The organism is Frankia sp. ACN1ag (genome assembly GCF_001414035.1).
Lineage (GTDB): Bacteria > Actinomycetota > Actinomycetes > Frankiales > Frankiaceae > Frankia > Frankia torreyi.
In genome coordinates, this window is the sequence record NZ_LJPA01000012.1 from 34,688 (window position 1) to 59,524 (window position 24,837).

19 protein-coding genes, 1 tRNA gene and 4 pseudogenes are annotated in these 24,837 nt (G+C 66.3%); 17 read left to right on the forward strand and 7 right to left on the reverse strand.

Annotated elements, in window-relative coordinates; translation table 11 throughout:
* Positions 1–70: 70 nt before the first annotated feature.
* Together UK82_RS12555 and UK82_RS12560 are read right to left on the reverse strand one after the other, a co-directional pair.
* A complete protein-coding gene (locus UK82_RS12555; RefSeq protein WP_199865554.1) occupies positions 71–331 on the reverse strand; it encodes a PIN domain-containing protein in 261 nt (86 codons plus the stop codon).
* Positions 328–567 carry a type II toxin-antitoxin system Phd/YefM family antitoxin gene (locus tag UK82_RS12560; protein WP_044888598.1) on the reverse strand — a complete coding sequence of 80 codons (240 nt, stop codon included), beginning with the start codon at positions 565–567 and terminating at the stop codon, positions 328–330. The genes UK82_RS12555 and UK82_RS12560 overlap by 4 nt, the downstream gene beginning before the upstream one ends.
* A 64-nt stretch (positions 568–631) precedes the next feature.
* On the opposite strand from UK82_RS12560, the gene UK82_RS34340 reads away from it, so the two are divergent.
* The gene (locus UK82_RS34340; RefSeq protein WP_055407247.1) at positions 632–1,018 is read left to right on the forward strand and encodes a hypothetical protein; all 387 of its coding nucleotides are present in this window, start codon (positions 632–634) and stop codon (positions 1,016–1,018) included.
* Positions 1,019–1,102: 84 nt separating this feature from the next.
* On the opposite strand, the gene UK82_RS32710 is transcribed toward UK82_RS34340, so the two are convergent.
* Positions 1,103–1,173: transfer RNA gene (locus UK82_RS32710), tRNA-Lys, on the reverse strand.
* Between the two features lie 629 nt (positions 1,174–1,802).
* Between UK82_RS32710 and UK82_RS31330 the strand changes: the two genes are divergently transcribed.
* Both UK82_RS31330 and UK82_RS12575 read left to right on the forward strand, forming a co-directional pair.
* Positions 1,803–2,177 carry a hypothetical protein gene (locus tag UK82_RS31330; RefSeq protein WP_152989870.1) on the forward strand — a complete coding sequence of 125 codons (375 nt, stop codon included), beginning with the start codon at positions 1,803–1,805 and terminating at the stop codon, positions 2,175–2,177.
* Positions 2,178–2,422: 245 nt separating this feature from the next.
* On the forward strand, positions 2,423–3,448 hold the full coding sequence (locus UK82_RS12575; protein ID WP_255354291.1) for a WD40 repeat domain-containing protein: 1,026 nt from the start codon (positions 2,423–2,425) through the stop codon (positions 3,446–3,448).
* Positions 3,449–3,723: 275 nt separating this feature from the next.
* On the opposite strand, the gene UK82_RS12580 is transcribed toward UK82_RS12575, so the two are convergent.
* Entirely contained in the window at positions 3,724–4,434 is a 711-nt protein-coding gene (locus tag UK82_RS12580; RefSeq protein WP_055407253.1) for an IS6 family transposase, read from the reverse strand.
* 269 nt (positions 4,435–4,703) lie between these two features.
* Here UK82_RS12580 and UK82_RS12590 point away from each other — a divergent pair.
* Positions 4,704–6,178, forward strand: a protein-coding gene (locus UK82_RS12590; protein WP_396230538.1) for an IS3 family transposase whose coding sequence is annotated in 2 segments (ribosomal slippage) — positions 4,704–5,132 and positions 5,135–6,178 — 1,473 coding nt in all. Because the reading frame shifts where the segments join, the coding sequence is not laid out codon by codon here.
* Between the two features lie 116 nt (positions 6,179–6,294).
* Positions 6,295–6,717, forward strand: a complete 423-nt coding sequence (locus UK82_RS12595) for a type ISP restriction/modification enzyme (protein ID WP_152989872.1) — start codon at positions 6,295–6,297, stop codon at positions 6,715–6,717.
* 127 nt (positions 6,718–6,844) lie between these two features.
* Here the strand turns inward: UK82_RS12595 and UK82_RS12600 are convergent, their stop codons facing one another.
* On the reverse strand, positions 6,845–7,702 hold the full coding sequence (locus UK82_RS12600) for a hypothetical protein (RefSeq protein WP_055407259.1): 858 nt from the start codon (positions 7,700–7,702) through the stop codon (positions 6,845–6,847).
* Between the two features lie 615 nt (positions 7,703–8,317).
* Between UK82_RS12600 and UK82_RS12605 the strand changes: the two genes are divergently transcribed.
* From UK82_RS12605 to UK82_RS12630, 3 genes are all read left to right on the forward strand, one after another.
* Positions 8,318–9,790 (forward strand): AAA family ATPase, encoded by a 1,473-nt coding sequence (locus tag UK82_RS12605; protein WP_201784181.1) that lies wholly within the window; start codon positions 8,318–8,320, stop codon positions 9,788–9,790.
* Between the two features lie 2,461 nt (positions 9,791–12,251).
* Positions 12,252–13,460 (forward strand): ImmA/IrrE family metallo-endopeptidase, encoded by a 1,209-nt coding sequence (locus UK82_RS12625; protein WP_083507162.1) that lies wholly within the window; start codon positions 12,252–12,254, stop codon positions 13,458–13,460.
* An 802-nt stretch (positions 13,461–14,262) separates the two neighbouring features.
* Positions 14,263–14,454 carry a hypothetical protein gene (locus UK82_RS12630; RefSeq protein WP_055407269.1) on the forward strand — a complete coding sequence of 64 codons (192 nt, stop codon included), beginning with the start codon at positions 14,263–14,265 and terminating at the stop codon, positions 14,452–14,454.
* 291 nt (positions 14,455–14,745) lie between these two features.
* Here the strand turns inward: UK82_RS12630 and UK82_RS12635 are convergent, their stop codons facing one another.
* Positions 14,746–14,937, reverse strand: a complete 192-nt coding sequence (locus tag UK82_RS12635) for a hypothetical protein (protein ID WP_055407271.1) — start codon at positions 14,935–14,937, stop codon at positions 14,746–14,748.
* Between the two features lie 308 nt (positions 14,938–15,245).
* Between UK82_RS12635 and UK82_RS12640 the strand changes: the two genes are divergently transcribed.
* The 8 genes and pseudogenes from UK82_RS12640 to UK82_RS12660 all read left to right on the forward strand — a co-directional run bounded on the left by UK82_RS12640 (position 15,246) and on the right by UK82_RS12660 (position 22,433).
* On the forward strand, positions 15,246–15,995 hold the full coding sequence (locus UK82_RS12640; RefSeq protein ID WP_152989874.1) for a hypothetical protein: 750 nt from the start codon (positions 15,246–15,248) through the stop codon (positions 15,993–15,995).
* Positions 15,992–17,119, forward strand: coding sequence for a cyclic nucleotide-binding domain-containing protein (locus UK82_RS42630; protein ID WP_396230539.1), 1,128 nt, complete (start codon positions 15,992–15,994; stop codon positions 17,117–17,119). The genes UK82_RS12640 and UK82_RS42630 overlap by 4 nt, the downstream gene beginning before the upstream one ends.
* Positions 17,120–17,461: 342 nt before the next feature.
* Positions 17,462–18,250: a hypothetical protein gene (locus UK82_RS12645; protein WP_055407275.1), complete on the forward strand. Its 789-nt coding sequence runs from the start codon at positions 17,462–17,464 to the stop codon at positions 18,248–18,250.
* Positions 18,251–18,470: 220 nt separating this feature from the next.
* Positions 18,471–18,650 (forward strand): annotated as a pseudogene (locus UK82_RS31340) (hypothetical protein); the annotation flags it as partial.
* Between the two features lie 134 nt (positions 18,651–18,784).
* Positions 18,785–19,072 (forward strand): annotated as a pseudogene (locus UK82_RS37520) (transposase); the annotation flags it as partial.
* Between the two features lies 1 nt (position 19,073).
* Positions 19,074–19,852: pseudogene (locus UK82_RS12650) on the forward strand (integrase core domain-containing protein); the annotation flags it as partial.
* A 197-nt stretch (positions 19,853–20,049) separates the two neighbouring features.
* Positions 20,050–20,628: a hypothetical protein gene (locus UK82_RS12655; protein WP_055407280.1), complete on the forward strand. Its 579-nt coding sequence runs from the start codon at positions 20,050–20,052 to the stop codon at positions 20,626–20,628.
* A gap of 179 nt (positions 20,629–20,807) precedes the next feature.
* Positions 20,808–22,433 (forward strand): PepSY domain-containing protein, encoded by a 1,626-nt coding sequence (locus tag UK82_RS12660; RefSeq protein ID WP_055407282.1) that lies wholly within the window; start codon positions 20,808–20,810, stop codon positions 22,431–22,433.
* 126 nt (positions 22,434–22,559) lie between these two features.
* Here the strand turns inward: UK82_RS12660 and UK82_RS12665 are convergent, their stop codons facing one another.
* Positions 22,560–22,970, reverse strand: a complete 411-nt coding sequence (locus tag UK82_RS12665; protein WP_055407284.1) for a DDE-type integrase/transposase/recombinase — start codon at positions 22,968–22,970, stop codon at positions 22,560–22,562.
* A 1,498-nt stretch (positions 22,971–24,468) separates the two neighbouring features.
* On the opposite strand from UK82_RS12665, the pseudogene UK82_RS12675 reads away from it, so the two are divergent.
* Positions 24,469–24,743 (forward strand): annotated as a pseudogene (locus UK82_RS12675) (transposase); the annotation flags it as partial.
* Positions 24,744–24,837: the final 94 nt, after the last annotated feature.

A 24,837-nucleotide genomic window follows, 5' to 3' on the forward strand; every position in this document is an offset into this window, starting at 1 on the left:
CGGGAACGAGCGGTGCTGGCCCTGATGGCACGCGGGCACTCCGTGGAAGCCGGCGCAGGACCGTTGTCAATCAGTCTTGGTCGACGCCGAGAAGTCGACCTGTGTAGGCGGGTAGCACGCTGTGATCCAGCCACGAGTCGAGGACGGCCGTCTGCCGCGGGTCGTGTCGTCGCTTGGTTTCGATGCCGGCGCGCAGTTCGAGCAAGGTGATGACGGAGAGGAAGGTGCCTGATGGCGACAGGGTTTCTGCCCAGGCGTTGAATCGGTCGTCCCTGCGCGTGGACGGTTTGCGGAGTTCCGAGATGACGTTGGTGTCGAGCAGGAAACTCACAGGTCGACCTCGCGCAGCGAGTCCCGTGGACGCACAGGCTCGAAGTCGATGTCCTCGTCCAGAACGAATACGTCGCCCAGACTGCCCGCGGTGCCCGTGAGCCGCTGATAGTCGGCGAACGACAGCAGGACGTGCGATGGCCTACCGTGATCCGTAATGATCACAGGGCCATTGGCGGCGGCCCGCTTGACCGCGCTCACGTCGCGGTTGAACTCCCACGATGAGACGATCGACATCTCGACCACCTCCCTGGTAGGTACGTACCTACGCTATCCGTCAGGGGGTGCCTCGCCCAGCCGGGTGCCGAAGATCGCGACACTCGACTTTGCCCCCGTCGACGCCCGCGACGTCGCCACCGCACACCGGCTGGCGCTTCAGGTACCGGCCGCCGCGGGCCGCCGGTACATCCTGTCGACCGAGGCCATCTGGCTCGCCGACATCGCCCGACGGCTCGTCGTCAGCGAACGCACCGTCGAAGGATACGTACGCCACCTACTGATCAAGATCGGGCTGGCCGAGGTGGACCACGGCCACCGCCGCGTGCTCGCTGTCCTCGCTGTCCTCGCCCACCTACGACACGCCGCCCTGCCGGCCCCGCCCATGCCCGGCGTCTGGCTGGAAACAGCGGTTCGGGTGGCGGCAACCCGGTTGTCTACCCGGGGCTCGAACCAGCCACCGACGTCCTGACCAGCACCGCTCCGAGACACCGACCTCACAGCGATAGATCGCAAACCACACCCGCGCAGGTCACAGGCCTGATCAGTAACTAGGTGGGCCGTCAGGGACTCGAACCCTGAACTCGCCGGTTAAAAGCCGGCCCGACCGTGTGTCAACCGCTGTCCGATAGTGTCGAATAGCGTTCCTCACCAGCATGTTTCACGCTGTGTAATGTCAGAGCGTGTCGGGGAAGTACGCGCCTGACCGCGCCGTTCGCGCCCACATCCCGGCCACAATGATCATGTTCTGATGCGGCCCGGTTCCCGCCTGGGGGAGCCGGGCCGCCATCCGTTTCGGGCGGTCGCCGGCGACGCCGAGGCGCCTGCCAGCTCAGGATCTACCGCAGCACGACGATCCCCGGCCAGGTGCCACGCCCACCAGCCACATCCGCCGCGACTTCACCGCCACCCAACCCTCGTCGGCTGGCTGGGCGCCGACGATGGACAGGCCGGGCTGGCCCAGCGGTATTGTGCCCGATGACGCCGAGCAGGGTGTGCAGTCCGGTGACGTCGTGGCCGACGGCGACCGGGGATCGGCCCGGCCGCGGGATGCTGGGCGATCAGCCGCAGCACCTGCCAGCGCGCAAACCGATCCGCCGCACCGCATCGCTCTTCGCGCCGGTTGGACGGCTGTGAGGGGCCCGGTCGGCCTGAGGCCCGTGGGTGCGATGGGTAGGCGATCGGATGTCTTTCTGGGGATGTTCTTTGCCACCACGGTCTGATCGGCTACTTTCTGTGTCATGTCGGCGGTTTTGTTGGCGCTGTGGGGCCTCTTCGGCGGGTTCGCCGTGGAAGGCCTTGATCTTTATGCGGCGGTACGTCGGCATGGCCGCTGGCCGTGGCAGCGGGGGAGATCGAGGGAAGCGGGCCCGCGGGCGTATCTGGTGGCCGAACTGGTGCGGCTGGCGATCGGTGCGGGTCTGGCCGCGGCGGCGGGGACGTCCGGTCAGATCACCACACCGTTCGCCGCGCTGGCGGTGGGGGTAGCGGCTCCGCTGGTGGTCGAGCGTCTGAGCCACGCGATCCCCCTCGAGGTGTCCGCCGTTCCCGCGCCCGCCGATCGTGCATCGCTGGAGCCGGACGTGGTGTCAGCCGGCCCGGCCGGGTCGGGTCCGCGGATGGGAGACTGATCGTGCGCGCCGAGTCGTTTGCCGGGCAGGTCCTCGCGGTGCTGTCGCGACGCACGCCGGCGTTCACCCCGCTCGACGGCGAACCGGAGACCTTCCCCGGCCGAGCCGTCGCCCTGCTCGAGCGTTCCCAGCGACTACCAGGGGGCCCGGGCACCGGAGATCATCAGAATAGTTTGCCGGNGGCTGTGCGCCATTCCCGGGCCCCTGGTCCCTTGCGGGCCGGGTGGCTGGTGGGAGCCGCTGTGATGGTAGTGGCAGTCGTTGCCGCTGTCGGGCTGTCAGCTTTGCGGGGTCAAGAGCGAGACAGCATCGTTCCTGCCACGCTTCCGTACAGGCTCGGCCTTCTGGACGCTGGAAATGCCGGTGCCGTCGCCTCGGTGGCATTCAGTCCCGACGACCGTACCCTCGCCACAGGCGGCGACAAGGCAGTCGCCCTGTGGGACCTCACCGACCGGGCCACGCCGCATCAGCTGGGCACGCTGACCGGCACCCTTGGCGGCATCGCCTCGGTGGCGTTCAGTCCCGACGGCCGTACCCTCGCCACAGGCGGCGACGACAAGGCGGTCACCTTGTGGGACCTCACCGACCGGACCGCGCCGCATCGGCTGGGCACAGCCCTGGCAGCCGGCACCAGCGGCGTGTATTCGGTGGCGTTCAGTCCCGACGGCCGTACCCTCGCCGCCGACGCCGGCCAGACCGTCACCTTGTGGGACCTTACCGACCGGGCCGCACCGCGTCAGCTGGGCACGCTGACCGCCACCAGCGGCGCCATCGCCTCGGTGGCGTTCAGTCCCGACGGGCACACCCTCGCCACAGGAGGTGACGACAACATGGTCGTCTTGTGGGACCTCGCCGACCGGAGTCATCCCACCCGCCTGGGCGCACCTCTGACCGGCGCCACTGGTGGTGCTGTGTATACGGTGGCGTTCAGTCCCGACGGGCACACCCTCGCCGCTGCAGGCATTGACGAGACCGTCCTCCTGTGGGACCTAGCCGACCGGACCGCGCCGCATCAGCTGGGCACGCTGACCGCCACCACCCACGGCGTATATTCAGTGGCGTTCAGTCCCACAGGGCACACCCTCGCCGCCGGCAGCGGTGACAAGACGGTCGTCTTGTGGGACCTCGCCGACCGGAGTCATCCCACCCGCCTGGGCGCACCCCTGACCGACACCACCAACTCGGCCTCTGTGGCGTTCAGTCCCGACGGGCACACCCTGGCTGCCGCCGGCGGCTATAACACCGTCACCCTGTGGAGCATTACCCGCTGACAAATCAGATGGCCACGCCTGCCGGGGGTGGTGGTGGTTCCACCGGTCGCGCTGGGCGATATAGGTGCGGAGGGTCTGTTGCATTGTGGGCGGTTAGACATGGCTGTTCCTGCCGAGCCGGTGATCAGATCGTGAGGGTAAGCTCGGCGAACGCGGTCGTCAGTCGGAGTCGTGGATCGGTGTCCAGGGCCTCGGCATAGTTGTCGGTTAGCAAGTAAGCTGGGTCTGTTGCGTTACGGGATGGCAGGGCATGGCTGACCCTGCCGAACAGTTGATCAGATCGCGGCGGCGAGCTCGGTGAACGCGGCTGCCAGCCGCAGGTGCGGGTCGGTGTCGATGGCGAGTTCGTAGTGACCGCGGCGGATGTTCTGGACGAGCGCATGCCCTGCGTTGATCCTCTGGACCGAGCGCAGCCGTTTCAGTCCGCGCATCGGCCGGAGCCGGGCTTTCAGGCGGCTGTGATCGGCTTCGATCCGGTTGTTCTCCCGCGCGGCATCGACGTGACAGGCCTCGGGTAGCAGCTCGTCGAGGACTCGAGGGTAGACAGGGGCCTTGTCGGTGGTGATCTCGACCGGCCGGCGGCCGTGGGTCAGTGCCGCGGTGAAGAACTTTCGGGCCACGGCCTGGTCGCGGCGGGTGCTGGCCATGACGTCGATGACCTGCCCGTGCTGGTCAACCGCCCGGTACAGGTAGGTCCAGCGGCCGGTGACCTTGACGTAGGTCTCGTCGATGAACCACCTGTCCCCAGGACGGTGCCGACACGGCCGTGCGGCGTCGACGAGCAAGGGCGTGAAGCGCTGCACCCACCGGTACACAGTCACGTGATCAACCTTGAGGCCGCGTTCAGCGAGCAACTCCTCGACGTCCCGGTACGACAGGGCGAACCGCAGGTACCACCGGACCGCCAGGACGATCACCTCAGGAGGGAAGCGGAACCCGGCGAACTCCGACGTCGGAGCCGGTGGACGGACACGACGTCGACGCATCCTTCGATCATGACTGATCGGTGGCCGTGATGGCGGACTTCGCCGATGCAACAGTGCCCTCTGCCTTCGGTCCTGGGCACCCGACCGCTCTCGGTGAACAGCTCCTCTGGCCCCATGCCTACGGCGCCGTCACCACCGGTCCCGGCCCTACCTGTCAGCATGAGGTGAGACAGGTACTGTCTACCATCTTGTGACCAGGGCGGCGTTGGGAGAAGAAGATCGTGGTGGTGTCGGTGACGACGGGGCGGGTCCTGGTCGATGATGGTCGGGTGGGAGATCGTGACGACGGCCCGTCACGGCCGGATCCGGAGGTCGAGCCGAAGGCGCGGCGGCGGTCGTTCTCGCCGGCGTACAAGCTGAGGATCCTCACCGAGTACGAGGCGGCGACCGAGCCGGGTGCGAAAGGCGCGATCCTGCGCCGGGAGAACTTGTATTCGGCGCACCTGGTGGAGTGGCGTAAGGCCCGTGACGCGGGGGCGTTGGCGGGGATGTCGAAGCCGAAGGGCCGGCCGGCGGTCGATGACCGGGACCGGGAGTTGACGAAACTTCGGGTGGAGAAGGAACGGTTGGAAAAGGAGCTGGCGAAAGCCCGCTTCGTGATAGAAGTCCAGGGAAAAGTCTCCGAGCTCTTGGAGAAACTCTCCGAGGGCATGCCCGGGACCACGGACGACCCGAACTCGCCGACCAGGCGGAACGGATAATCGAAGACGGACTCACCTGCCTCACCGGTCAGGTCGGGGTGAGCACGGCGGCGGCGTGCGCGGCGTTGGGCCGGTCGCGGGCGACGCATTACCGCCGGCACCGGAAATCCCCGGCTCCGCCGCGGCCGGCGCCGATCCCGCACCGGGCGCGCCGCCAACCCGCCGCCCTGTCCCCGGCCGAGCGGGAGCAGTTGATCGAGGTGCTGCACTCGGAGCGGTTCGTCGACGCCGCCCCGGCACAGGTCTGGGCGACGCTGCTCGACGAAGGGGTCTACCTGGCGTCGCAGCGCACGATGTACCGGCTGCTGGCCGAACGCGGCGAGACCGGTGAGCGGCGCCGTCAGGCGACGCACCCCGCCCACGTCAAACCCGAACTCGTCGCAGACAAACCGAACACGGTATGGAGTTGGGATATCACGAAACTACGCGGCCCGAAGAAATGGTCCTACTTCTACCTGTATGTGATCCTCGACGTGTACAGCCGTTATGTTGTCGGCTGGATGGTCGCTGACCGCGAGTCCGCCGCCCTCGCGGAGGACCTCATCACCGCGTCGTGCGAGAAACAGCGGATCGATCGGAACCGGCTGACGATCCACGCCGACCGGGGCACCTCGATGACGTCGAAGACCGTCGCGCTACTCCTCGCCGATCTTGGTGTGACCCGTTCCCATTCCCGGCCCCGGGTATCGAATGACAATCCCTACAGTGAGGCCCAGTTCAAAACGTTGAAGTACCGGCCCGACTTCCCCGGTTCCTTCGACAGCATCCAGACCGCCCGTTCCTGGTGCCGGACGTTCTTCGACCACTACAACAATGATCACCGTCATTCCGGGATCGGGCTGCTCACCCCGGCCGTCGTCCACCACGGCCAGGCGCCCGCGGTCCGCCGCGCCCGCGCCGGCGTCCTCGACGCCGCCTACGCCGCGCACCCCGAACGGTTCGTCCGCCCGCCAACCCCACCAGCGATGCCCGAACCCGCCTGGATCAACCGACCCCAGAACGACGGGGACCAGACCGAGGAGACAGAGACGGAGACCGGCTAATTTCCGCAACAACCTGCCTCAAAAAGGTTGACAGGTTCCGCGGCTATCCAGCCGGCACCATACGATTCCCGCACGGCGACCCACGCCAGCCCCTGGCCACGAAAGCCATCACCACCATGCCCGATGAACTGGGCTACAACGAATCTCGCCGTGCCGTCATTCTCGGATCCGGCGAGGTAGGCCCGGTGTCGCAGGAGGCCATCAAGTACGCCGTAGGAGGGAAAGAGATCGTCAAGTCCTGGTTCAACTACAGGAAAAAAGAGCCCGGAGGGCGCCGCGCCACACCGCTCGATGACATCAATCCCACGGCCTGGAACCCTGACTGGACGACGGAACTCATCGACCTACTCACGGTAATCACCCGGCTCATCGACCTTGAGCCACTCCAAGCCGATCTCCTTACCCACGTGCTCGCCGGCCCCGTTCAGACCTACAAGTCACTCCAGGTCGGCGGCACCCGCTGGCCCAGCGAGCAGAAGGACCGCCGGCCGCGTCGAGGTCTCACTGGCAACGACACGCCAGGGACCCTCGAACTGTAGGAACGGCGGCGGATTCCAGCGGTTGATTGGGTGTGCTGGGCCTGCTGCGGTTCTCGAGCCCCTGGCGTCACGGCGCGCACGATCCCTCCTCCTCTGATGGGTGCCGCGCGTGAGCGGGGTGCCGTTCCTACTCCATCTTTGTCGCGTAGACAACTGTCCTGAGCATCGGGCCATGCATAGATTTGCAGGCGAGGGTGAACCGATAATGATCTTGGATCTCTTCGATATCGGCGTCGCCCTTAGTGCATGCCTTCTCGTGGGAAGGCGGTTCAGCCGTCCAGGTGACGCGCCGTACGACGGCCGCGGCGGTGGCCTGGTCCAGCTCTGCACAGTAAGTCACCCGCAGGGGGTATCCGCCGCCGCCTGTGGATGAACGGTTCCCGATGTCGTTGCAGGCGTTGCCGTCGGGCACGTAGCCTGGTGACCCACTCCAGCCGTAGTGGGAGGTCGGTGTGATCTCCAGGTGGTAGAAGGATCTGCCGGCGATGACGTCCCGGCATGTGATCGCCAGATCGGCCGTGCCGGCGTCGAAGGTCGCCAGCGTGGCGCCTGCCGTCGGGCAGGGCTCGCCCAGCGGCTGCTCGACCGCCGTGCGGTAGACGTCGACTCTGAGGACCTCGGCTTGGTCGAGTTCCTCAGGCGTCACCCGTGTTGCGATGAAGACGCCGGCCTGCGGGCTGGACTCGGTGATCCCTGGGAGATGCTTGCACGCGTAGCGGATGGAGGCGCCCATCCAGGTGTCTCCCACGTCCGGGGACGCGGTGTTGCACTGCGTGCTACCGAGGAAGGCGGGCCGCTCGGGACTTGTCTGGAAGCTATAGAGGTACTTTTCCCCGGCGGCACCGCTGGAGACCATGCCGCAGAAGGCCCACATCCGTACGGCCGATCCAGGATCGCTGAGCGTCACCTCGTCGGCGTAGGTGGTGCATGACTGACCGATGATCGGGTTGAACGCCGCAGCCAGGAAATCCTCGTCACGAGGCATGACCGGCGAGGGTGGGCCCGGAGAGCCGGATGTGCTGCTCTGCGAGGCAGTCGGGACCGGGGTGGCAGCGGCAGCCGACGTTGCAGGCGTGGGCGTCGGCTCATCGGTCGACAGCGGCGACGGGCCTGTGGCGGTGGCGCCACTGCCGGGACTGACTCCGACAGGTTCACAGGCTGCGGTGCCGACCACAGCAGCCGCGACGATGAGCAAGGCAATACGGCGCATGGTCCCCCCAGGTATGCGCTGCGATGAGATCGGCATCGTAGTACCTGCTTGCTGCGGTCACCGACGGCGGGTGCCGTGGTTTTGCGACACATGTCTGGCGCGTGGACTAACGGAGCTGGTGGTCACCAGGCGCTAAAGGCAAGGGCTTGTCAGGTTGGGATCCTTGATGGCTCGGGGATCCTCCTTCCTGTGCGGGGGTGGGCTTGGCCTTGCTTGGCTCCTGCAGCACGGCACGCAACGGCTAGCTGGGCCGACCCGCGGGATCTGCTTGTTCCGCCCCTTCGCTTACCTCTGGGCTGGTAACCTCCTCCCATGATCGGGGCCGGCGAGCAGATCGAATTCTCGACGCTGCCCATGTACGGGAGGCCGCCGGCCGGTTCGAGGAACCGCGTGTTCCTCGAGGAGAACGGCTGGAACGATTTCGGCTTCTCGACTTTCTGGAATATCTCTCTGGCCGACTCGGATGGAGTCATTCATCGACTCGGCCATGTCCGCATCGGTGCCTTCAATCTCGGTAATCAGAGAAGGGTGACGATTCCGTCGTCCTTCATTCGGCTACCCGAACAATTTTTCTCGCTCGGTGCAGACGACGCCTACTACTCCGCCCTTACAGAACTGGGTGACGACGTACGCGATACGGTGCTTCGAGGGCTCCGTGACATCGCCCTCGATCTCGACACCTTCGAACGGGCCCGCAGCGAGAAGGTGACACAAGATTCGCTACTCAGATCGATAACGCAGTCAACCGTGCAGGGCCAGCTTCATCGCATGGCGACCGGAGGAGTCCGACTTTCCCCGTACGAGTTCACATTCCACCACTATTTTCGCGGTTCCAAAGGTCGTATCCGGTCAACCGTCGCCCTCAACTTTCAGGTCGAACCGGAGTCGAAGCCCGCATCAAATGTTCACGTCATCATCGGAAGAAATGGTGTTGGGAAATCGGTACTCCTGAACAGTATGGCAAATACGCTCGTTCGGCCAGGAGGTCAGGATGCCGGAAGCATCGATTTCGTCGAGCCTGCAGATAGAATGCTCGCGAGCAAATTCTCGCGGGTAGTCTCGGTTTCCTTCAGTGCCTTTGATGAGTTCGAGCCCCTTCGCGGTAGCGAGAAAAGCGACACCGCTATGCTCGCCTATGATTACATAGGTCTGAAGCTGGTCGGGCCATCCAAGTCTGGATCCTTGAAGACTTCGACGACGCTCGCGAACGAATTTGCGGCGAGCGTGAAAAAATGTCTCGACCGGCCCAGACTGGCGCGTTGGCGTCGGGCGCTAGAGATGCTTCAGAGTGATCCGATCTTCGCGGAGTTCGAAGTAGCGCGCCTTGCCGAAAGCACTGAAGACGAAGAGATTCAAGCTGCGGCGAAAAAGATTTTTCGGGGCCTAAGCTCCGGCCATAAGATCGTCTTGCTGAGCATCACGCGGCTCGTAGAAGCAGTTGAGGAGGCCACTCTGGTGCTCCTCGACGAGCCGGAAGCACACCTCCACCCCCCGCTGCTCGCGGCCTTCATTCGCGCGCTGTCCGACCTTCTGGAGAACCGAAACGGCGTTGCAATCATCGCCACCCACTCACCCGTCGTCCTTCAGGAGGTTCCCAGATCGTGTGTGTGGAAGCTGCGACGATCGGGGTGGGAAGTATCCGTGGATAGACCCGAGATAGAAACGTTCGGCGAGAACGTCGGAATCCTGACCCAAGAAGTATTCGGTCTCGAGGTCACCACATCCGGGTTCCATCGCACGCTCATGGAGGCGGCGGGCTCCGACCTGTCCTATGAAGCACTCCTCGGGCAGTTCGGGAACCAGCTTGGCGGAGAGGCACGTGCACTGCTCCGCGTCCTCATCCTGTCCCGGCGCGATCGCTGATGATCACACTTCCTCGGCCTCGTTTCAACGCCGCGGACACATATGCGGCCTGCCTGTCCGGCATGCGGGCTATCGAACGCAAGACNAGGCTTGTCAGCGACTCCGATTTCGTCGCGGAGGCCGGTACGCGCTACTCGGAAGCAGGTGAGGATAACGCGGTATCAAGGCTCAACGCAGCCGACTTCCACATGCCGACCGCGACGACCGATGACATGACATGGCTGTACGACAATAGGTTTGCGGGACGAGCGCGGGGCACGCGGCGCATATACGACTCGATCAAGCAATCCGCGCCCTACGGCCGCTGCGCTCTCTGTGGGGTACGTGACGCTACCACCCTCGATCACTGCTTGCCGAAGTCGGTATTCCCAGCATTGGCAGTCAATCCGCTGAATCTGGTCCCGTCCTGCGNTCGATGCAACCAGCTGAAGTCAAGCCAGCTCGACTCGGTGATACATTCCTACTTCGATGAGCTACTGCTCGGCGAGCTGCTTCGCGCCAGTATCGCGGAAGAAAAGCCATGCACGGTTCTCTTCAAGATTGTCTGCCCGGAGAGCTGGCCGGAGAATCTTTCCGTGCGCGCAAGGAAACACTTTCTGGTCCTTAGGCTCGGGGAGCTTTATGCGCTGGAGGCGGCCCGGACACTGCGGGGCGAGGCGTTGGCGTTGCGGCACGTGTTCGAGGCCAGCGGCTCGGACGGGGTGCATGCATATGTCAAAGAGCAGGCGGAGTCATGGACTGCCTCCGACGGCAACTGCTGGGAGGCCGCGATGTATACGGCAATGTCGAAGTCCAGCTGGTTCTGTGACGGTGGATTCGAAATCGGCTAGCCCGGCATCCGGACGGTCGGCCTCGGGCCTGCCCGCGCTGGTCAGAAAAGGAAAGACGGGTATCCGGCTCACTCGATCACAGGCTCTGCGCCAGATCGAGTTTTCACGGACTGGCGACAGGTGCGATCTTGGAGCTGCCCCGGTTTCGTTCTGACTACGAGCTCCGCTGGCGCAGAAGATGATCATCCCTGGCTGATGCCGTCGTTGCGATACGGGCCTCGCCGTCCCTGCGCGGGACCCGGCATGGCGCCGTCAACCGGTCGGGCAGCCCCGACGACCAGTGGGACGCATCCGTCGCCGCCGACGTGGCGCGGGCGATCGTCGAGCGGGCGGTCGTCGAGCGAGATGCAGGGGCGTGGACAGCCAGCAGCACTGGGCGGGCCGACGGGTTTCCAACGGCCGGCGGCGGCGTTGAAGATGTCGCCGAACCCGTTGCGGCGGACTGTGCCGCCGACGTCGACACGTTCGCGGAGTGCGCCCGGGGCGAGCACGACCGCACCGGACCGATCGGCGATCCGCAGGCGGCCTTCGAGGGCAAGCGGGCTCTGAGCTTCGCTGATGACGCCCGCACCTCGCTTGCGATCATCTCCCGCGCGCTCGGCAGACCGATCCCGCCCACCGATCCAGACTCATGCCCGCGCCCACCACCCCCGTACCCGCCTCGCAGCACACCGATATCCAGAGCCGGGGCGCGCGGCGAGCCTCCCCCGGCGTCATCATCCGGGAAGTCGATGTTGAAAACTTAAGTACTTGTGATACTTTCATCAACATCAAGTAAGTGGCCGTCTCCGTGGAGGTGCCGTGAGTGCCGTGGTCGAGCCGTCGCAGTGGGCGATCGGACAGTTCGGGGATCATGCAGCCGAGGTGATGCGCCACGTGGTCACCGGCCTGGCGCGCAGCCAGCGGGCGGCCCGCGAAGTCCAGGAGGCGGCCGAGGGTGCGGGAGCNGCGAACAAGCGGCCGTACGGCAGCATGTGGGACACCCGGTACAACATGGTCGTCGAGGAGTTCGCGCTGGCCGAGCTGCCTGGCTACCAGCCCCTGAGGCCGAAGGGAGCCTCATACAGTCTGGCGACGGTCAATGGCCGGGTGCTGATTCCGTTCCGTCATGCCACGTCGCTTACTAAAACGATCTTCGATGCGAGACTCAGCAACCAGATCCCCCGCAGAGTGTCGCGAGCGAACGGCGTGAATCCGGCGCCGACGCTGTTCGACGAGTCGAACGACGCGGGGACGGCCAGTGCGACGGCGCCCGAGGCCGCCGCAGTGGCCGGCCCGACGGTGGCCGAGGTGGCCGCAGTGGCCAGAGAAGCGCACCTGACGGTGATCTATATCGCCTACGTGGCCAACGCGGACAGCGACGAGGTGTTGGCCGCCTGGTGGGGGACGCCGACGTCGCTGGAGGACGACGGCTCCATGACGTGGTTGCCCGAGTCCCTCGATATGAGTATCGCCATCACGACGCCCGCCGTCGGGCGCCGCGGGGATCTCCGCGCAGTCGGGGGCGAAGCCACGGCCGGCTTTGCCCAGGGAGACCTGCCGCGGCTCGCCGTCACCCCCCGCACCATGCCCGCCGACATACCGTCCAGCGAAGCAGCGGAAAGCACGCCTGAAGCAGTTGACGAAGACGAATGAGCCGGGATATTCAGCCACCGCTGTTCGCTGCGCCGGATCTCCGGAGTCGCCGGGGGGGCACGAGCAGCGGAGACCTCTCACCCGTCGAGGTACACGACGCATTCGACCCCACCAGGCTGACCCAGGCGCGCAACCTGGCAGGGATGACCAAGCGGAAGCTCGCTGACGATCTGGGTGTGACGCCGGCCGCGGTCAGCCAGTACGAGATGGGCACCAACCGGCCTCGCCCGGACCTGTTGCTGCGCCTGGCCGAGGTGCTGGACGTGCCCTTGGCCTTCTTCCTCGCGGGCCGCCCACACGCTCGACTGGACACCTCAGCCGCGCACTTCCGGAGTACCCGATCCACCCGCGCCTACCAACGCGCCAAGGCCGTCGCCTTCACCGAACAGGTCTGGGAGCTGACCTACGCCTTGGAGAAACGGGTGCAGCTTCCCTTCGTCGACCTTCCTGGCTTCACGGGCGGCGAGGTGCACCCCGGCACCGACCTGCCTACCGACCCGGTCGCAGCCGCCCGCGCCTTGCGTGCCGCGTGGGGACTGGGCGCGGGACCGATCACCCATCTGGTGCGACGTCTCGAAGCGCACGGCATTGTCGTGCATTCCCCTCAACGCGACGATGACATGCTGTCGGTGGACGCTTTCTCCACGTCACGACTGCCGCGTCCGGTGATCGTGCTGACCCCCAACCGAAGCGACGATGTCTACAGGCATCGGTTCAGCGCCGCCCACGAGCTGGGCCACCTGGTGCTACACGGCGAGGCCACCCCCGGTGACATCACGCAGGAGCATCAAGCAGACATGTTCGCCGCCGAGTTCCTCACTCCCCGCGAAGCAATCCTGCCTCAGCTGCCCGCGCGGCTCGACCTGCGCCGGCTGTCGCAGCTACGCAGCACCTGGGGAGTATCCGTTCATTCGCTGATCTACCGCAGCCGCGAACTCGGCTTGCTGTCGGATTCCTCGGCCAGCCGCGCCTACCAGCGTCTACACAGCCTCTCAGGACAGCCCGGCTTCGCCCCGGAGCCCCCGACCGGCTACCCAGGCGAACTGCCGTCACTGCTGGCCCAAGCATTCAACCTTGCCTGCGACCACGGGCTCACGATCACAGAGCTGGCACGCGAACTAGCCTGGAACATCTCACGCGTTCGACAACTACTCGGCGTCGAGGAGCACCGACCGGTTCTGCGCGTGCTCAGCGGCGAATCCTGACAGCGCTGACGGGACGGGCTGGCTATCGAGAACGAGACCCGCCTACAGAAGTAGGCATCGAGGGCGAAAGCTGGCGACCAGCGGTCGGATTTGTCGTGGCGTCCCTCCGTGAGACCTGGTCACTGGTCTCACGTGGTGCAAGTTCATCCGATCGGCGGTGCTGCCCCCGACGATCGGACCAGCACCACGTGGTGCCGCGCTACGGTGATCGCTACGCGGAGTACCCGTTGTGCGTTCGCGATCTTGACCGGCTCCAGGCAAGATCGAGCAGTGTGATGCCGTCGGCCAGGTTGGGATGATGATCCCGATCGACATCTGGACATGCCAGCCTCCGACGGGCCACTGGACGGCGGGCAACGGCGCCCGCCCGAAGCGACATCATCGTCGCTTCACTCTCCCGGTTCAGGGAGAGTGAAGCCGTTCGCCGGCGGCCTCCGACACATTGCAGGCCGACCCCGACAGCCCGAGCGCTCCCCCGACAAACGGCGCCAGCAGTCCATTGATCGACACAGTCCTGCAGAATGAGCCCATAATGAGCACTGAATCGATCTTCAGGCCCGGATTTCCGATCTCCACAACAGAGAAACCGCAGGTCAGGGGCTAATCCTCAACTCGGACATGAGTTCTGATCGCCCGCATCACTCGATTACAAGTCGTACACAGACGTGCCGGGCCGTGCCGGACGATGCCCCGTTCTCCCAGATCACGGCGTTCTTGATGCCGTCGCGTTCCCGCCGGTGCCGCGCCGTACCGGAACGTCTGTGTCCACGATGAGCCCACGTCCACGCCACACCAGAGGGTCGTGATCGGCTGCGACCTGATCGGACAGGGGCGACTCTTCCTCGCCAGCCTTGCGGAGCCGCTCGTCGCCCTGTTCGCCGGGATCGAGCACGGCGTCGATCAGACGGCCTACTCCGGAGCCGCGCTGGTAGATCCTGATCTGCTGGGTCGCGCGGAGGTCTTCACTCACGTCGAGGATGTCGCGGGGCGGTGATTGGGTGGTAGCCGAGGGCTTGTGTGACGACCGGGCGGTGGCCTGTAGGACGAGCTGGCGCAGCGTGGCGGTGCGGGCGGACTGGATCGGGATCCCGAGGGCGCGGATCTGGTCGCGCAGACTGCCTGGGTGCAGCGGCTGGGCCGGCGCGGCGGCCAGGGAACAGCCATTGGCTGTTCGGGTTCGTGGCGGTGGTCATGTTGTCCCGGTAGGCCGCGGCGGTCAGCAGGAGGGCGGTGGCCGAGTTCTGGCACCCCCCAGGCCTCACGGCACGGGACGCGGGGCGCAGCGCTAATTGTCGATCAGCGTGTGGAACAGCATCAGGGCACCGCCCGCTGCGCTGCCCCCGATCAGGGCGGCGGCGGGCGGGGAGTGACCGGCGAGGTAGGCCAGGGCGGCGGCGGCGGCGCCGACGACGGCGGTGAGCAGCAGGATCAGCGTGGCGCGGATGGTCAGTAGCGGGTCGGGGCGGGACGGGGTCATGGGCTCTCCGGATGGTGGAAGCGACGCCGGACTGTAGGTCGTTAGAGCGCGTCATGCCCACGCTGATCCGACGGCGGCCATTCCGGGAAATTTTTGAAGAGAGATCCGTGGGGTGGTCGGGACGGAGGGACTTATGAAGCGTTGTCCGCGTCCCGCGCGACGCCGGGACGGTCAGGGACCCCAGGAGCGGAAGGCGACGGCAGGTGAGCGACAGCGACGAGGGAGCGGGGAGTTCGCCTNCCGCCCAAGTCCCCGCTTACCGGAACGTACAACCGCGGCATCCCCCACATATCGATCTTGGAGCGCCGGTGTCCACATCGGAGATCCTCGCTGGCGTCGCCCCCGAGCAGGTGGACGACGCCCGGCGGCTCCAAGAGAATCTGGACCGGCGCCTGAGGGACCAGCAGCTACGCGACGAACTGGCCGCAGCCGACTTCGCGGGACCCCGTTATGAGATGTTCGAGACCGAACTCGCCCGCTACGGCATGTCCGTGCAGCGGGCTTGGATGTACACCGGGTACATCTTCGCCCTCGCGACCTCCCGAGGGTTTGCCCTGCACCCCACTGATGCCGAACTCGATGAGCTTCGCCGCGACTCCGACGCTCGGGAGGAGCTCGCCAACATGACCGTCGCGGTGGCGCTACCCCGCTTCCACGCACGGGCGCTGCTTGGGGGCGGGTGGCGACCCGACGGCGGCGCGAGCCTGGCGACCTACTTCATGGGCGCCTGCCTGTACGTCTTCCCCACCGAGTTCCGCAAACGACGTGCCGCCCACCGGCGATGGACCCGTGCCCACCTGGTCGAAGCCCGCAACCTCAACAGGTATCCAGTCGACCCCGTCGCCTACACCTTGAGCGCTACCAGCGTCGCCGAGGATCTATTGCGGATCAATTCCCGTGCGCGGGAGATTGTTGCTCTCACCATCGATGGTTATTCCCAGGAGGAGATCGTCGAGATTCTTCACGAGCCGTCGGTCCGCGCCGTCGAAGGTGTACTGCATCGTTGGCGGACCCAGGAGAAGAAACGTCGAGGGCAGGAAGGGGGACCACAACTATGAGTACCGAGGAGTTCAAGTCGCTCATTGAAGAGTCATCGCTGGGCACGGTCGGGGCCGCCCGGCTCCGCGCCCGCACCGATCCCGAGACCGTTCGCAGGCTCCTTGACCTGCCCGAATCCCCCGATTCACGCAGTGCGGGCATGTCGACGTCGGAAACCGATGACGGACTGGTCGGCCTTGGTGACATCGCCTTCCAACTGAAGGTTACCAGGCAAGCCGTTGACTACTGGACTCGGAAAGATCCGGACTTTCCGGCACCTGTGTACGTCCTGAACGCGCCTGTGGGCAGCGGAGCCAAAGGAACTCGGGCATGGCGGAAACGCGAGATCGACTCTTGGATCATTGAGTACCACCGACGTCGAGCCCCCACCGCCAGGACGTCGGCATCCCCCCCGAAGAGCTCCTCTCCGGAGCAGCCGAGAGTCGTGTCGGAGCCAGAACCGCTTCGTCTGGATTGGCCGGCATCGTCTCTTCTGGGTCGTATGCCAGTAGAAACACGCGCTGAGCTTCTCAAGATTGGAAGTTATCGCACCTACGCCGACGAAGAGGTGATCATGCGGGAGGGGGACCGCACCAACTTCTCCGTTCTTCTCTTGAACGGATGGGTGAAGGTTACCGCGGTGACAGAGAACGGTGGATTCGCAATGCTGTCCATTCATCGCGATGGCGACCTTGTCGGAGAACTCGAAGGACTAGACGCCGAACCCCGCATGGCCACGGTCACCGCCGCCGGAGATGTTCTCGCGAAGGTGATCCAAGCTGACATGTTTGTCGATTTCCTCCGCCGGCGCCCTGAAGCGCATCAGGTCGTGAGTAGCACGATTGGAGCAAAGCTACGTTCGGCAACCCGACGCCGGATCGAGTTCGGCGGATGCACCGTTGCCGTCCGACTGGCCCGGGTAATCCTCGAGCTCGAACGGTCCTATGGAACCTCTACCGGTGACGGAACCCGAGCCATTTTCGTCTCGCTCACCCAGCCCGAACTCGCCGCCCTCGTAAGCGCAGCCGAGCCGGCCGTACACAAGGCTCTACGAGAACTGCGCCAGCGGCGCATCCTCGAATCCGGTTACCGCACCATCATCGTTCACGACATCGAGGCACTGCAACATTGGGCATACCCATGAAACCGCCAAGTGATACAGAGGGACCTAAACAACCTGCCGCTCGACCACGCAGTCCGGGACGTCAACAGCGCCGGGGTTCGCCTCGGGTGCCGTCGGAGTAGGCCCTGAGGATCGACCGCAACGCGGCCAGCCGGTTACCTGGCCTAGGCCGCGGGGATCCGGCGGCCTGCGGCACCGCCTATTCGACCAACACACGCCCAATCTTGCCTGCCACGTGCGGGATGAGCCGGATGGGTGGCGACGGTGCGGATTATGCTTGGATGGGGTACTCGTTGCGGCGGAGGACCTGCGCTTGTATCCGCTAGGTTTCCTACTATTTCGCCGAGGATACGGAGAGTGCGTATGTCCCTTGCGATCACCCCGTCGCTCCTGCTCCGGGTGATGGATCTGGTGAATCAGGGAGCCCAGCCCGAGGAAGTCGGCGTTGGTCTGACCCGATACGGCTGGGATGCCTATCATGATTTCGGCGCCGTGTTCAGTGCCGACATAATGCCGATCACCGGCGAGCAGATCATTGCTGCACTGGGGAATGACGGTGCACTCGACGAGCAGGTGGCCGAGCGAATGTGCCGGCCTGCTGACGGGGCAGCTCGCGAAACTTACGCCGTACCAAACGAACATGGGAAGTTCGTCACGCCTGAAGGCGGCGTCTCGTGGGAGGTTGTCGTTGCAACCTACGACGAGGAGGATGGTGCTCCGACACCGTCGTGGGAAACGGCCTATTGGATCAATCTCGCAACCTTGACGAAAATTGCTAGTCGGGGAGATGATCCGATGATGTTCTACCAGAACCCCTGGGAGATATGGCGTACGCCGGGCGGCCGCTACCTATTTCACGTTTTATGGGAAGAAGAAGGCGGCGTCGATGAGTGGGTGGATGTGTCCATCGCGAGTGCGATCGCGACGCTCGCTTACCTGGACGATCCGGGCCGCCTGGTCGGTAGATCTACTACCCGGCAGGCGATCCGGCTTGTCCAGAGGATAAACGGCGTCCTAGATTGGCCGCTGGACTCCAGTGCCCGGGTCGTCGACGCCGTGGCAGCGACGGAGATCCTCGAAAACTATCTGCATCTCGTGGTTCGTCCGAAATTGAAGGGTCGCAAGCGACGGCAGAAAATCGCCCGGCAGTGATCGTCTTCCCCGGAGTCGGCCCGACCAACTCTCACCCTTAAGAACGCTGCCGGAGCCGATGGGCCGGCGACTTCGACTTCTTGGTTCGGACGTGATGATCGCGGCATCCGCCTTGGTCCGAGCCGGCAGCCTGAGTTTACTTCAGAGGTCGGGCTCGGTGACCGGGATCGGAAACTGAAGGTGGTCTCTGGGCCTCGATCTCCGCCACAGAGCGGCTTCGACCGACACGACGTGGCGGCAGTTCCTGCGCGCCCAGGCATCGACGGTGCTGGCGGTGGACTTCTTCCACGTGGACTGCGCCGTGACGCTGCAGCGTCTGTACTGCTTCTTCGTCCTGGAAGTCGGCACCCGTTACGTCCACGTCCTCGGGGTCATCGCCCACCCGGACGGGCTGTGGACCTGTGGGGCTCCGGAACCCCGATTTGGGCGGTGACCTGCGCATTTGCCTGCCGGACCTGTGGGGTGCCAGAAGTCTGCTTGGGCCTGTGACCTGGGCTGACGCGGCGGAGCGGGCTGCCGGCATGATGGTCAGCTATGTCCATCCGCCTGCTCTATCTGATCTTCGTTCGGGTGTGTGGCTGGCTGGTCCTCTTCGGTCGTTCGTCGGCGTCGAAGGACATCGAGTTGCTCGTGTTGCGGCATGAGGTCGCGGTGCTGCGCCGTACCCAGCCCAAGCCGCGGTTGGACTGGGCGGACCGCGCGGTGCTCGCCGCACTGATCAGGGTTCTCCCCACGACGCTGCGAGCGCACCGGCTGGTCACCCCTGGCACCGTCCTGCGGTGGCACCGCCGTCTGATCACACGGACGTGGACCCATCCGCAGNGGACGGGCCGGCCACCGATCGGCAAGGAGATCGTGACCCTCATGGGACGGCTCGCGACCGAGAACACGACGTGGGGGTACCAACGGATCCAGGGCGAGCTGCTCAAGCTCGGCCACCGGGTGAGCGCCTCCACGATCCGCCGGGTCCTGAAGTCCCTGGGTCTCCCACCGGCTCCGAAACGGCAGACCGACACGACGTGGCGGCAGTTCCTGCGCATCCAGGCATCGACCATGCTGGCCGTCGACTTCTTCCACGTCGACTGCGCCGTGACGCTGCGGCGCCTGTACTGCTTCTTCGTCCTGGAGGTCGGCTCCCGCACCGTCCACATCCTCGGAGTGACCGCCCATCCCGACGGGCCGTGGACCACCCAACAAACCCGGAACCTCCTCATGGATCTCGGTGACCGGGCTGCCGACTTCCGGTTCCTGGTCCGTGACCGGGCTGGGCAGTTCACCGCGTCGTTCGACGCGGTCCTGTCCGGCGCCGGCATCCCCGCCGTCAAGATCCCACCCCGGACTCCGCGGGCGAACGCCTACGCGGAACGGTTCGTCAGAACCGTTCGGACCGAGGTCACCGACCGGACGCTGATCTTCGGTGAGCGGCACCTGCGCATGGCCCTGGCCGAGTACGCACGGCACTACCACGAACGACGACCCCACCGCGGCCGCGGCCTTCAACCACCACGGCCCGACCACCCCGTCGCGGACCTGACCCAGGAACGGATCAAACGCCAGCCCGTCCTCGGCGGCCTGATCAACGAATACGCACGAGCCGCCTAAAACCCCAGGTCACCACCAGTGGACGAGTTCTGACACCCCACACGCGCGCGAAGACCTGATCGTCGCCTACCGCGACAGCAGCACTTCACCCCGCATGCTGCGCGCGATCAGCTGAGCCGCACTTGCTTGCCGGCTAAAGTGCCGAGCTTGTGAGCTGGGCGGCGACACCGGTCGGGCGTGGGACGCGTGCCTCGACCGTGGCCGTACTGGCGGTCGCCCTCTCCGTCGGCGCGCACAGGGCGGCCTGCGGTGAGCTGCCGAGCCCGACCGTGACCGCCTGCGGCGGCGCCCTCGCGCTGCGCGTGTGCTGGGGCAGCACCGGCCGGCGGATGTCGCTGCGACGCATAGCCGGGCTGGTGGCCAGCGTCCAGGCCGGCCTGCACTTGGCCTTCACCGTGACGATGCCGTCGAACCACGAGGCGCACGCCCATCACGGTTTCCCGACCGGAACAGCCGGCACGGCCCCCGGCGTCGAAGGAATCGACTTCCTGCCCGGCGGGCCCCGGATGGCGCTGGCCCACCTCAGCGCCGCGCTGCTGCTGGCGTGGTGGCTCTCCGCGGGAGAACGACTGCTGTGGCGGGCCGCCCGCGGGGCGGCGGCGGTGGCACGCCGGGCGGCGGGCCGCCTGCGTCGCCGGCGACGTCCGGCCGTGGTCTGCCCGCTTCCCGCCCGTGCGGTGCCGCGGTGCCGGCCCGCGACGGACCGGGCCCCGCAGCTGGCCCAGCTCGTTCATCTGGTCATTCGCAGAGGTCCACCGAACCCGGCTCTGGCCTGATCGGTACCGCCGGGGCTGTCCGTCGCGCACACGTCGGACGGCGAGTTTGCGGTGCCCGGATCCGGCCTGTCGCCACCCGGCCGCAGCTGACGCGGCACGGGATCCGACCGCGGCTGTCGCCAGCGGGTGACGCCGCGGCGGTGCCGCATGTCCTCGACAAGCCTGTTCGGAGAACCCCTGTGACCACGATCGACCAGACGGGGCATCCCCCCGACGACCAGACCCTCCCGCCCGCCGACCCGACCACGTCCCCCACGGACCTGGCCACGGTGCCGGTCCTCCCGGAACCACACCGACCCGACGTTCCCGAACCCGACGCCCTCGAACCCGACGTGCCCTCCGCCGACACGTCGAGCTTGGCGAGCTCCGACACGTCGGGCTCCGCGCCCGCGTCGAGGTCCGACGGGGTGCGACGGCTGCTGCTGCGGCTGCACTTCTACGCCGGGGTGCTGGTCGCGCCGTTCCTGGTGGTGGCCGCGCTCACCGGCCTCGCCTACACGTTCACCCCGCAGCTCGACCGGCTGGTCTACGCGGACGACCTCTACGTCGACCAGGTCGGCACGGCACCGCGGCCGCTGTCCGAGCAGATCAACGCTGCGCTCGCCGCCCATCCCGAAGGCACCTTCGGTTCGGTGCTCACCGGGGACGCACCCGACCGGACCACCCGGGTGGTCCTCACCGTCTCTGGCCTGGGAGAAAAGCAGCGCACCGTCTATGTCGACCCCTACACGAACCGGGTTCAGGGCGCGCTGACCACCTGGTGGGGCAGCACCCCGCTCACGACCTGGCTCGACGACTTGCACCGCAACCTGCACCTCGGCGCGCTCGGCCGGAACTACTCGGAGGTCGCGGCCAGCTGGCTGTGGGTCGTCGCCCTCGGCGGGCTGGTGCTGTGGCTGGCCCGGCGGCGCCGGTCCCGCCGGGTGCGCCGCGTCCTGCTGCCCGACCTGGCCGCCCGCGGTCGGCGGCGCACGATGGGCTGGCATGGAAGTCTCGGGGTGTGGCTCCTCGTCGGCCTGCTGTTCCTGTCCGCAACCGGCCTGACCTGGTCCCGCCACGCCGGCGCGCATTTCGCCACCGCACTGGACGCCACCGACAGCCACACCCCCAACCTCGACACCACCCTGCCCCAGGCAGCGCCGCCCACCGGCGCCAGCGGCAGGGAGCACCAAGGCCACACCGCCACCAGTGCCGGCGGGACCACCCACACCAGCTCCGCGGACGCGGGCGGGGCGGACCGGGTCGACCGGGTCGCCGCCGCCGCGCGTGGAGCGGGTCTGCACGGACCCGTGGAGATCACCCCGCCCACCGAAACCGGCACGGGATGGTCCGTGGCCCAGACCGACCGGCACTGGCCGGTGCGGCTCGACCAGGTGGCCGTCGACCCGGCCGGCGCCCACGTGGTCAACGAGGTGCGCTGGGAGACCTGGCCGCTGCTGGCGAAACTCACCAAGCTCGGCATCGCCGCGCACATGGGTCTGCTGTTCGGCCTGGCCAACCAGATTCTGCTGGCCAGCCTCGCGATCGGCCTGATCTGCGTGATCGTCTGGGGCTACCGGATGTGGTGGCAGCGTCGTCCGACCCGAACCGATCGGGCCGGAATCGTCGGCCTGGCCCCCGCCCCGGGGGCTTGGCGGCGACTACCCAGACCCGCGCTGGTCGCCGTGATCCTGGTCACCGCCGCGGTCGGCTGGGCGCTGCCCGTACTCGGGGTGACGCTGGCGGCCTTCCTCGTCCTCGACGCCGCGACGAGCCTGGTCCGCGCCCGGCGCCGCCAGCGGGCGGGCAACGCCTCCGCGGCCTGACCCGCGGGACGGGCGCTACGCCCACGTAACGTCCGCCCGCTGCGCCGCAAAGCCGGGGCAGCGGGCGGGCCGGTGCTGTTGCGTTATGGGGAAGCTGGGCATGCCAGCGGCCGAGGTGGCTGCCGGTCAGACGGCTGCTGCAAGTTCGGTGAACGCGGCTGCCAGCTTCAGCTGTGGGTTGGTGTCGATCCCGAGTTCGTAGTGGCCGCGGCGGATGTTCTGGACCAGGGCGTGGCCGGCGCTGATCGTCTGGACCGAGCGCAGCCGTTTCAGCCCGCGCATCGGCCGGAGCCGCGCTTTCAACCGGCCGTGGTCGGCTTCGATCCGGTTGTTCTCCCGGGCGGCGTCGACGTAACAGGCCTCGGCGAGCAGCTCGTCGAGGATCCGCGGGTAGACAGGTGCCCTGTCCGTGACGTCCCGGTAGGACAGCGCGTACCGCAGGTACCACCGCACCGCCAGGACGATCATCTCGGGAGGGAAGCGGAACCCCGCGAACTCCGACGTCGGAACCGGTGAACAGGCACGACGTCGACGCATCACTCGATCATGACTGATCGGCAGCCGCCGGACAGCGGACTCCGCCAATGCAACAAAGCCGCGCGGCGAGGTGCAGGCGGGCACGGACATATCAGTCGGCACCGGACTCCGCCGCGGGCGCGCGTGTCTGCACCAGTGGCCGATGTTCTGGCACCACAGGCTGGCGGCGAGCCTCATCCGATGGGGCGTCCGGGCGGGGGCTGCGGTCAGGTCTCGCGAGCTCAGTTCGGCGGGTCAGGCGATGATGTTCCCGATGTGGGAGGGTGCGGTATGAAAGATGCGCGGTCGACCTGCAGAGTGTAGAGGTCGGGGNGGGGGGGGGCCGGCTGTCGACTGAGGACGGTGGCGGTAGCGGTATTGCCGTCCTCGTCGCCCACCAGGATCTGCGCACCGATGGCGAGTTCGTCGTAGGTCTCGACCGCGTCGGCGTAGACGGTGATCCGCCCGGCCGGGTCGAGTTCGTTGAAATCTACCCAGACGTCGCGTGCCTGGCTCGCCACGGTGCTCCCTTCCGGGTCGGAGTGTCCTCCTCGAGTGGATCTACGCCCAGTGGGGCGCCCTGTGCAATTGCATGAGTATAGAGCGCGGCGTGTGGCGAGCAAAGAGGCGGGACGGTGCGCTCTGCCGACTAGACGTTATACCGGCTGATCGGCGGTCCGAACAACGATGTCAGACGTTCGAGTTCCTCGTCAGTGCAGTACGAAGACGTCCAGATCGACTGATGATATTCCGCTAGAGTCGCTTCCACATCGAAGCCATTGCGACGAAGTGCCCCGGCGGTACTCAGACGTACCACAGGATGCGGTAGCCGATCGCCCACCGCAACAAGTAGGGTCGGAACCGACATGCCGTCGGCCCCGAAGACTGATAGCCCCGGCCTTCCCAGTTTCCGTCGCGCCTCCCCGACGCTCTTCCTTAACTCTTTAAGCTTCATCTCGCCCCCTCTCGCCACGATAGCGTCGTCAGAGATAGCAGGCAATGAGTGTCCTTCTTCGAGCACCTTAACTCCAAGTGTCGGACGCCCCCCTCGCCCGACGTCTCGGAGCCCTGATCGCTCGCCCGCGTCGGCGGCCAGCTTCATTGGTCACGCCAGGGGGGGTGGCGTGCCGGCGCGTCTCCAAGGCCGCGCCCATGTGCACACTCCATTCACGCGTACGTCGTGTATCGATGTCGCGACTTCCGGGTGCTTCGAGCCCTGCTCATAGGGCTAGCCGTCACCCGTATAGCAGTAATCGTACACGCGTGGTGGGTATGCATGGCGGCACACCTCTGGCGGAGAAGGTGGACCGCCCCGCGATCACACACCATTCAAGCTCCGCATCNATAGCATAATGATTTTGTCGAATAACAGGATGGCGAATAACGATCCGAGAGGTCTGATAAGAGCACCGAGGGCTGCGGCCGAGTTTCGCTGGCGTTCCGGTCTGAACCTGGAGGCTTTCGTACCCGCTTCGGGGGAAGTTCATGACCGCCTGAGCGATGCAGGCCAGCTGAGCGGGTGGACTGCGCCGTGACGCTGCGGCGTCTGTACTGTTCTTCTTCCTGGACGTCGGCTCCCGGGCCGTCCGCCTTCTCGGAGTCACCGCCCACCCCGACGGACCGTGGACCAGCCAGCAGATCCGAAACCTTCTCATGGATCTCGGCGACCGGGCGGCCGACTTCCGGTTCCTGGTCCGTGACCGGGCTGGGCAGTTCACCGCGTCGTTCGACGCGGTCCTGTCCGGCGCCGGCATCACCGCCGTCAAGATCCCACTCCGGACTCCGCGGGCGAACTGAGGTGCTGCCCGTTTCGCGGACACGCCTTCGCCCAGAACATCCGCCGCGGCCACTACGAACTCGCCATCGATGCCGAACCCCACCATCGGCT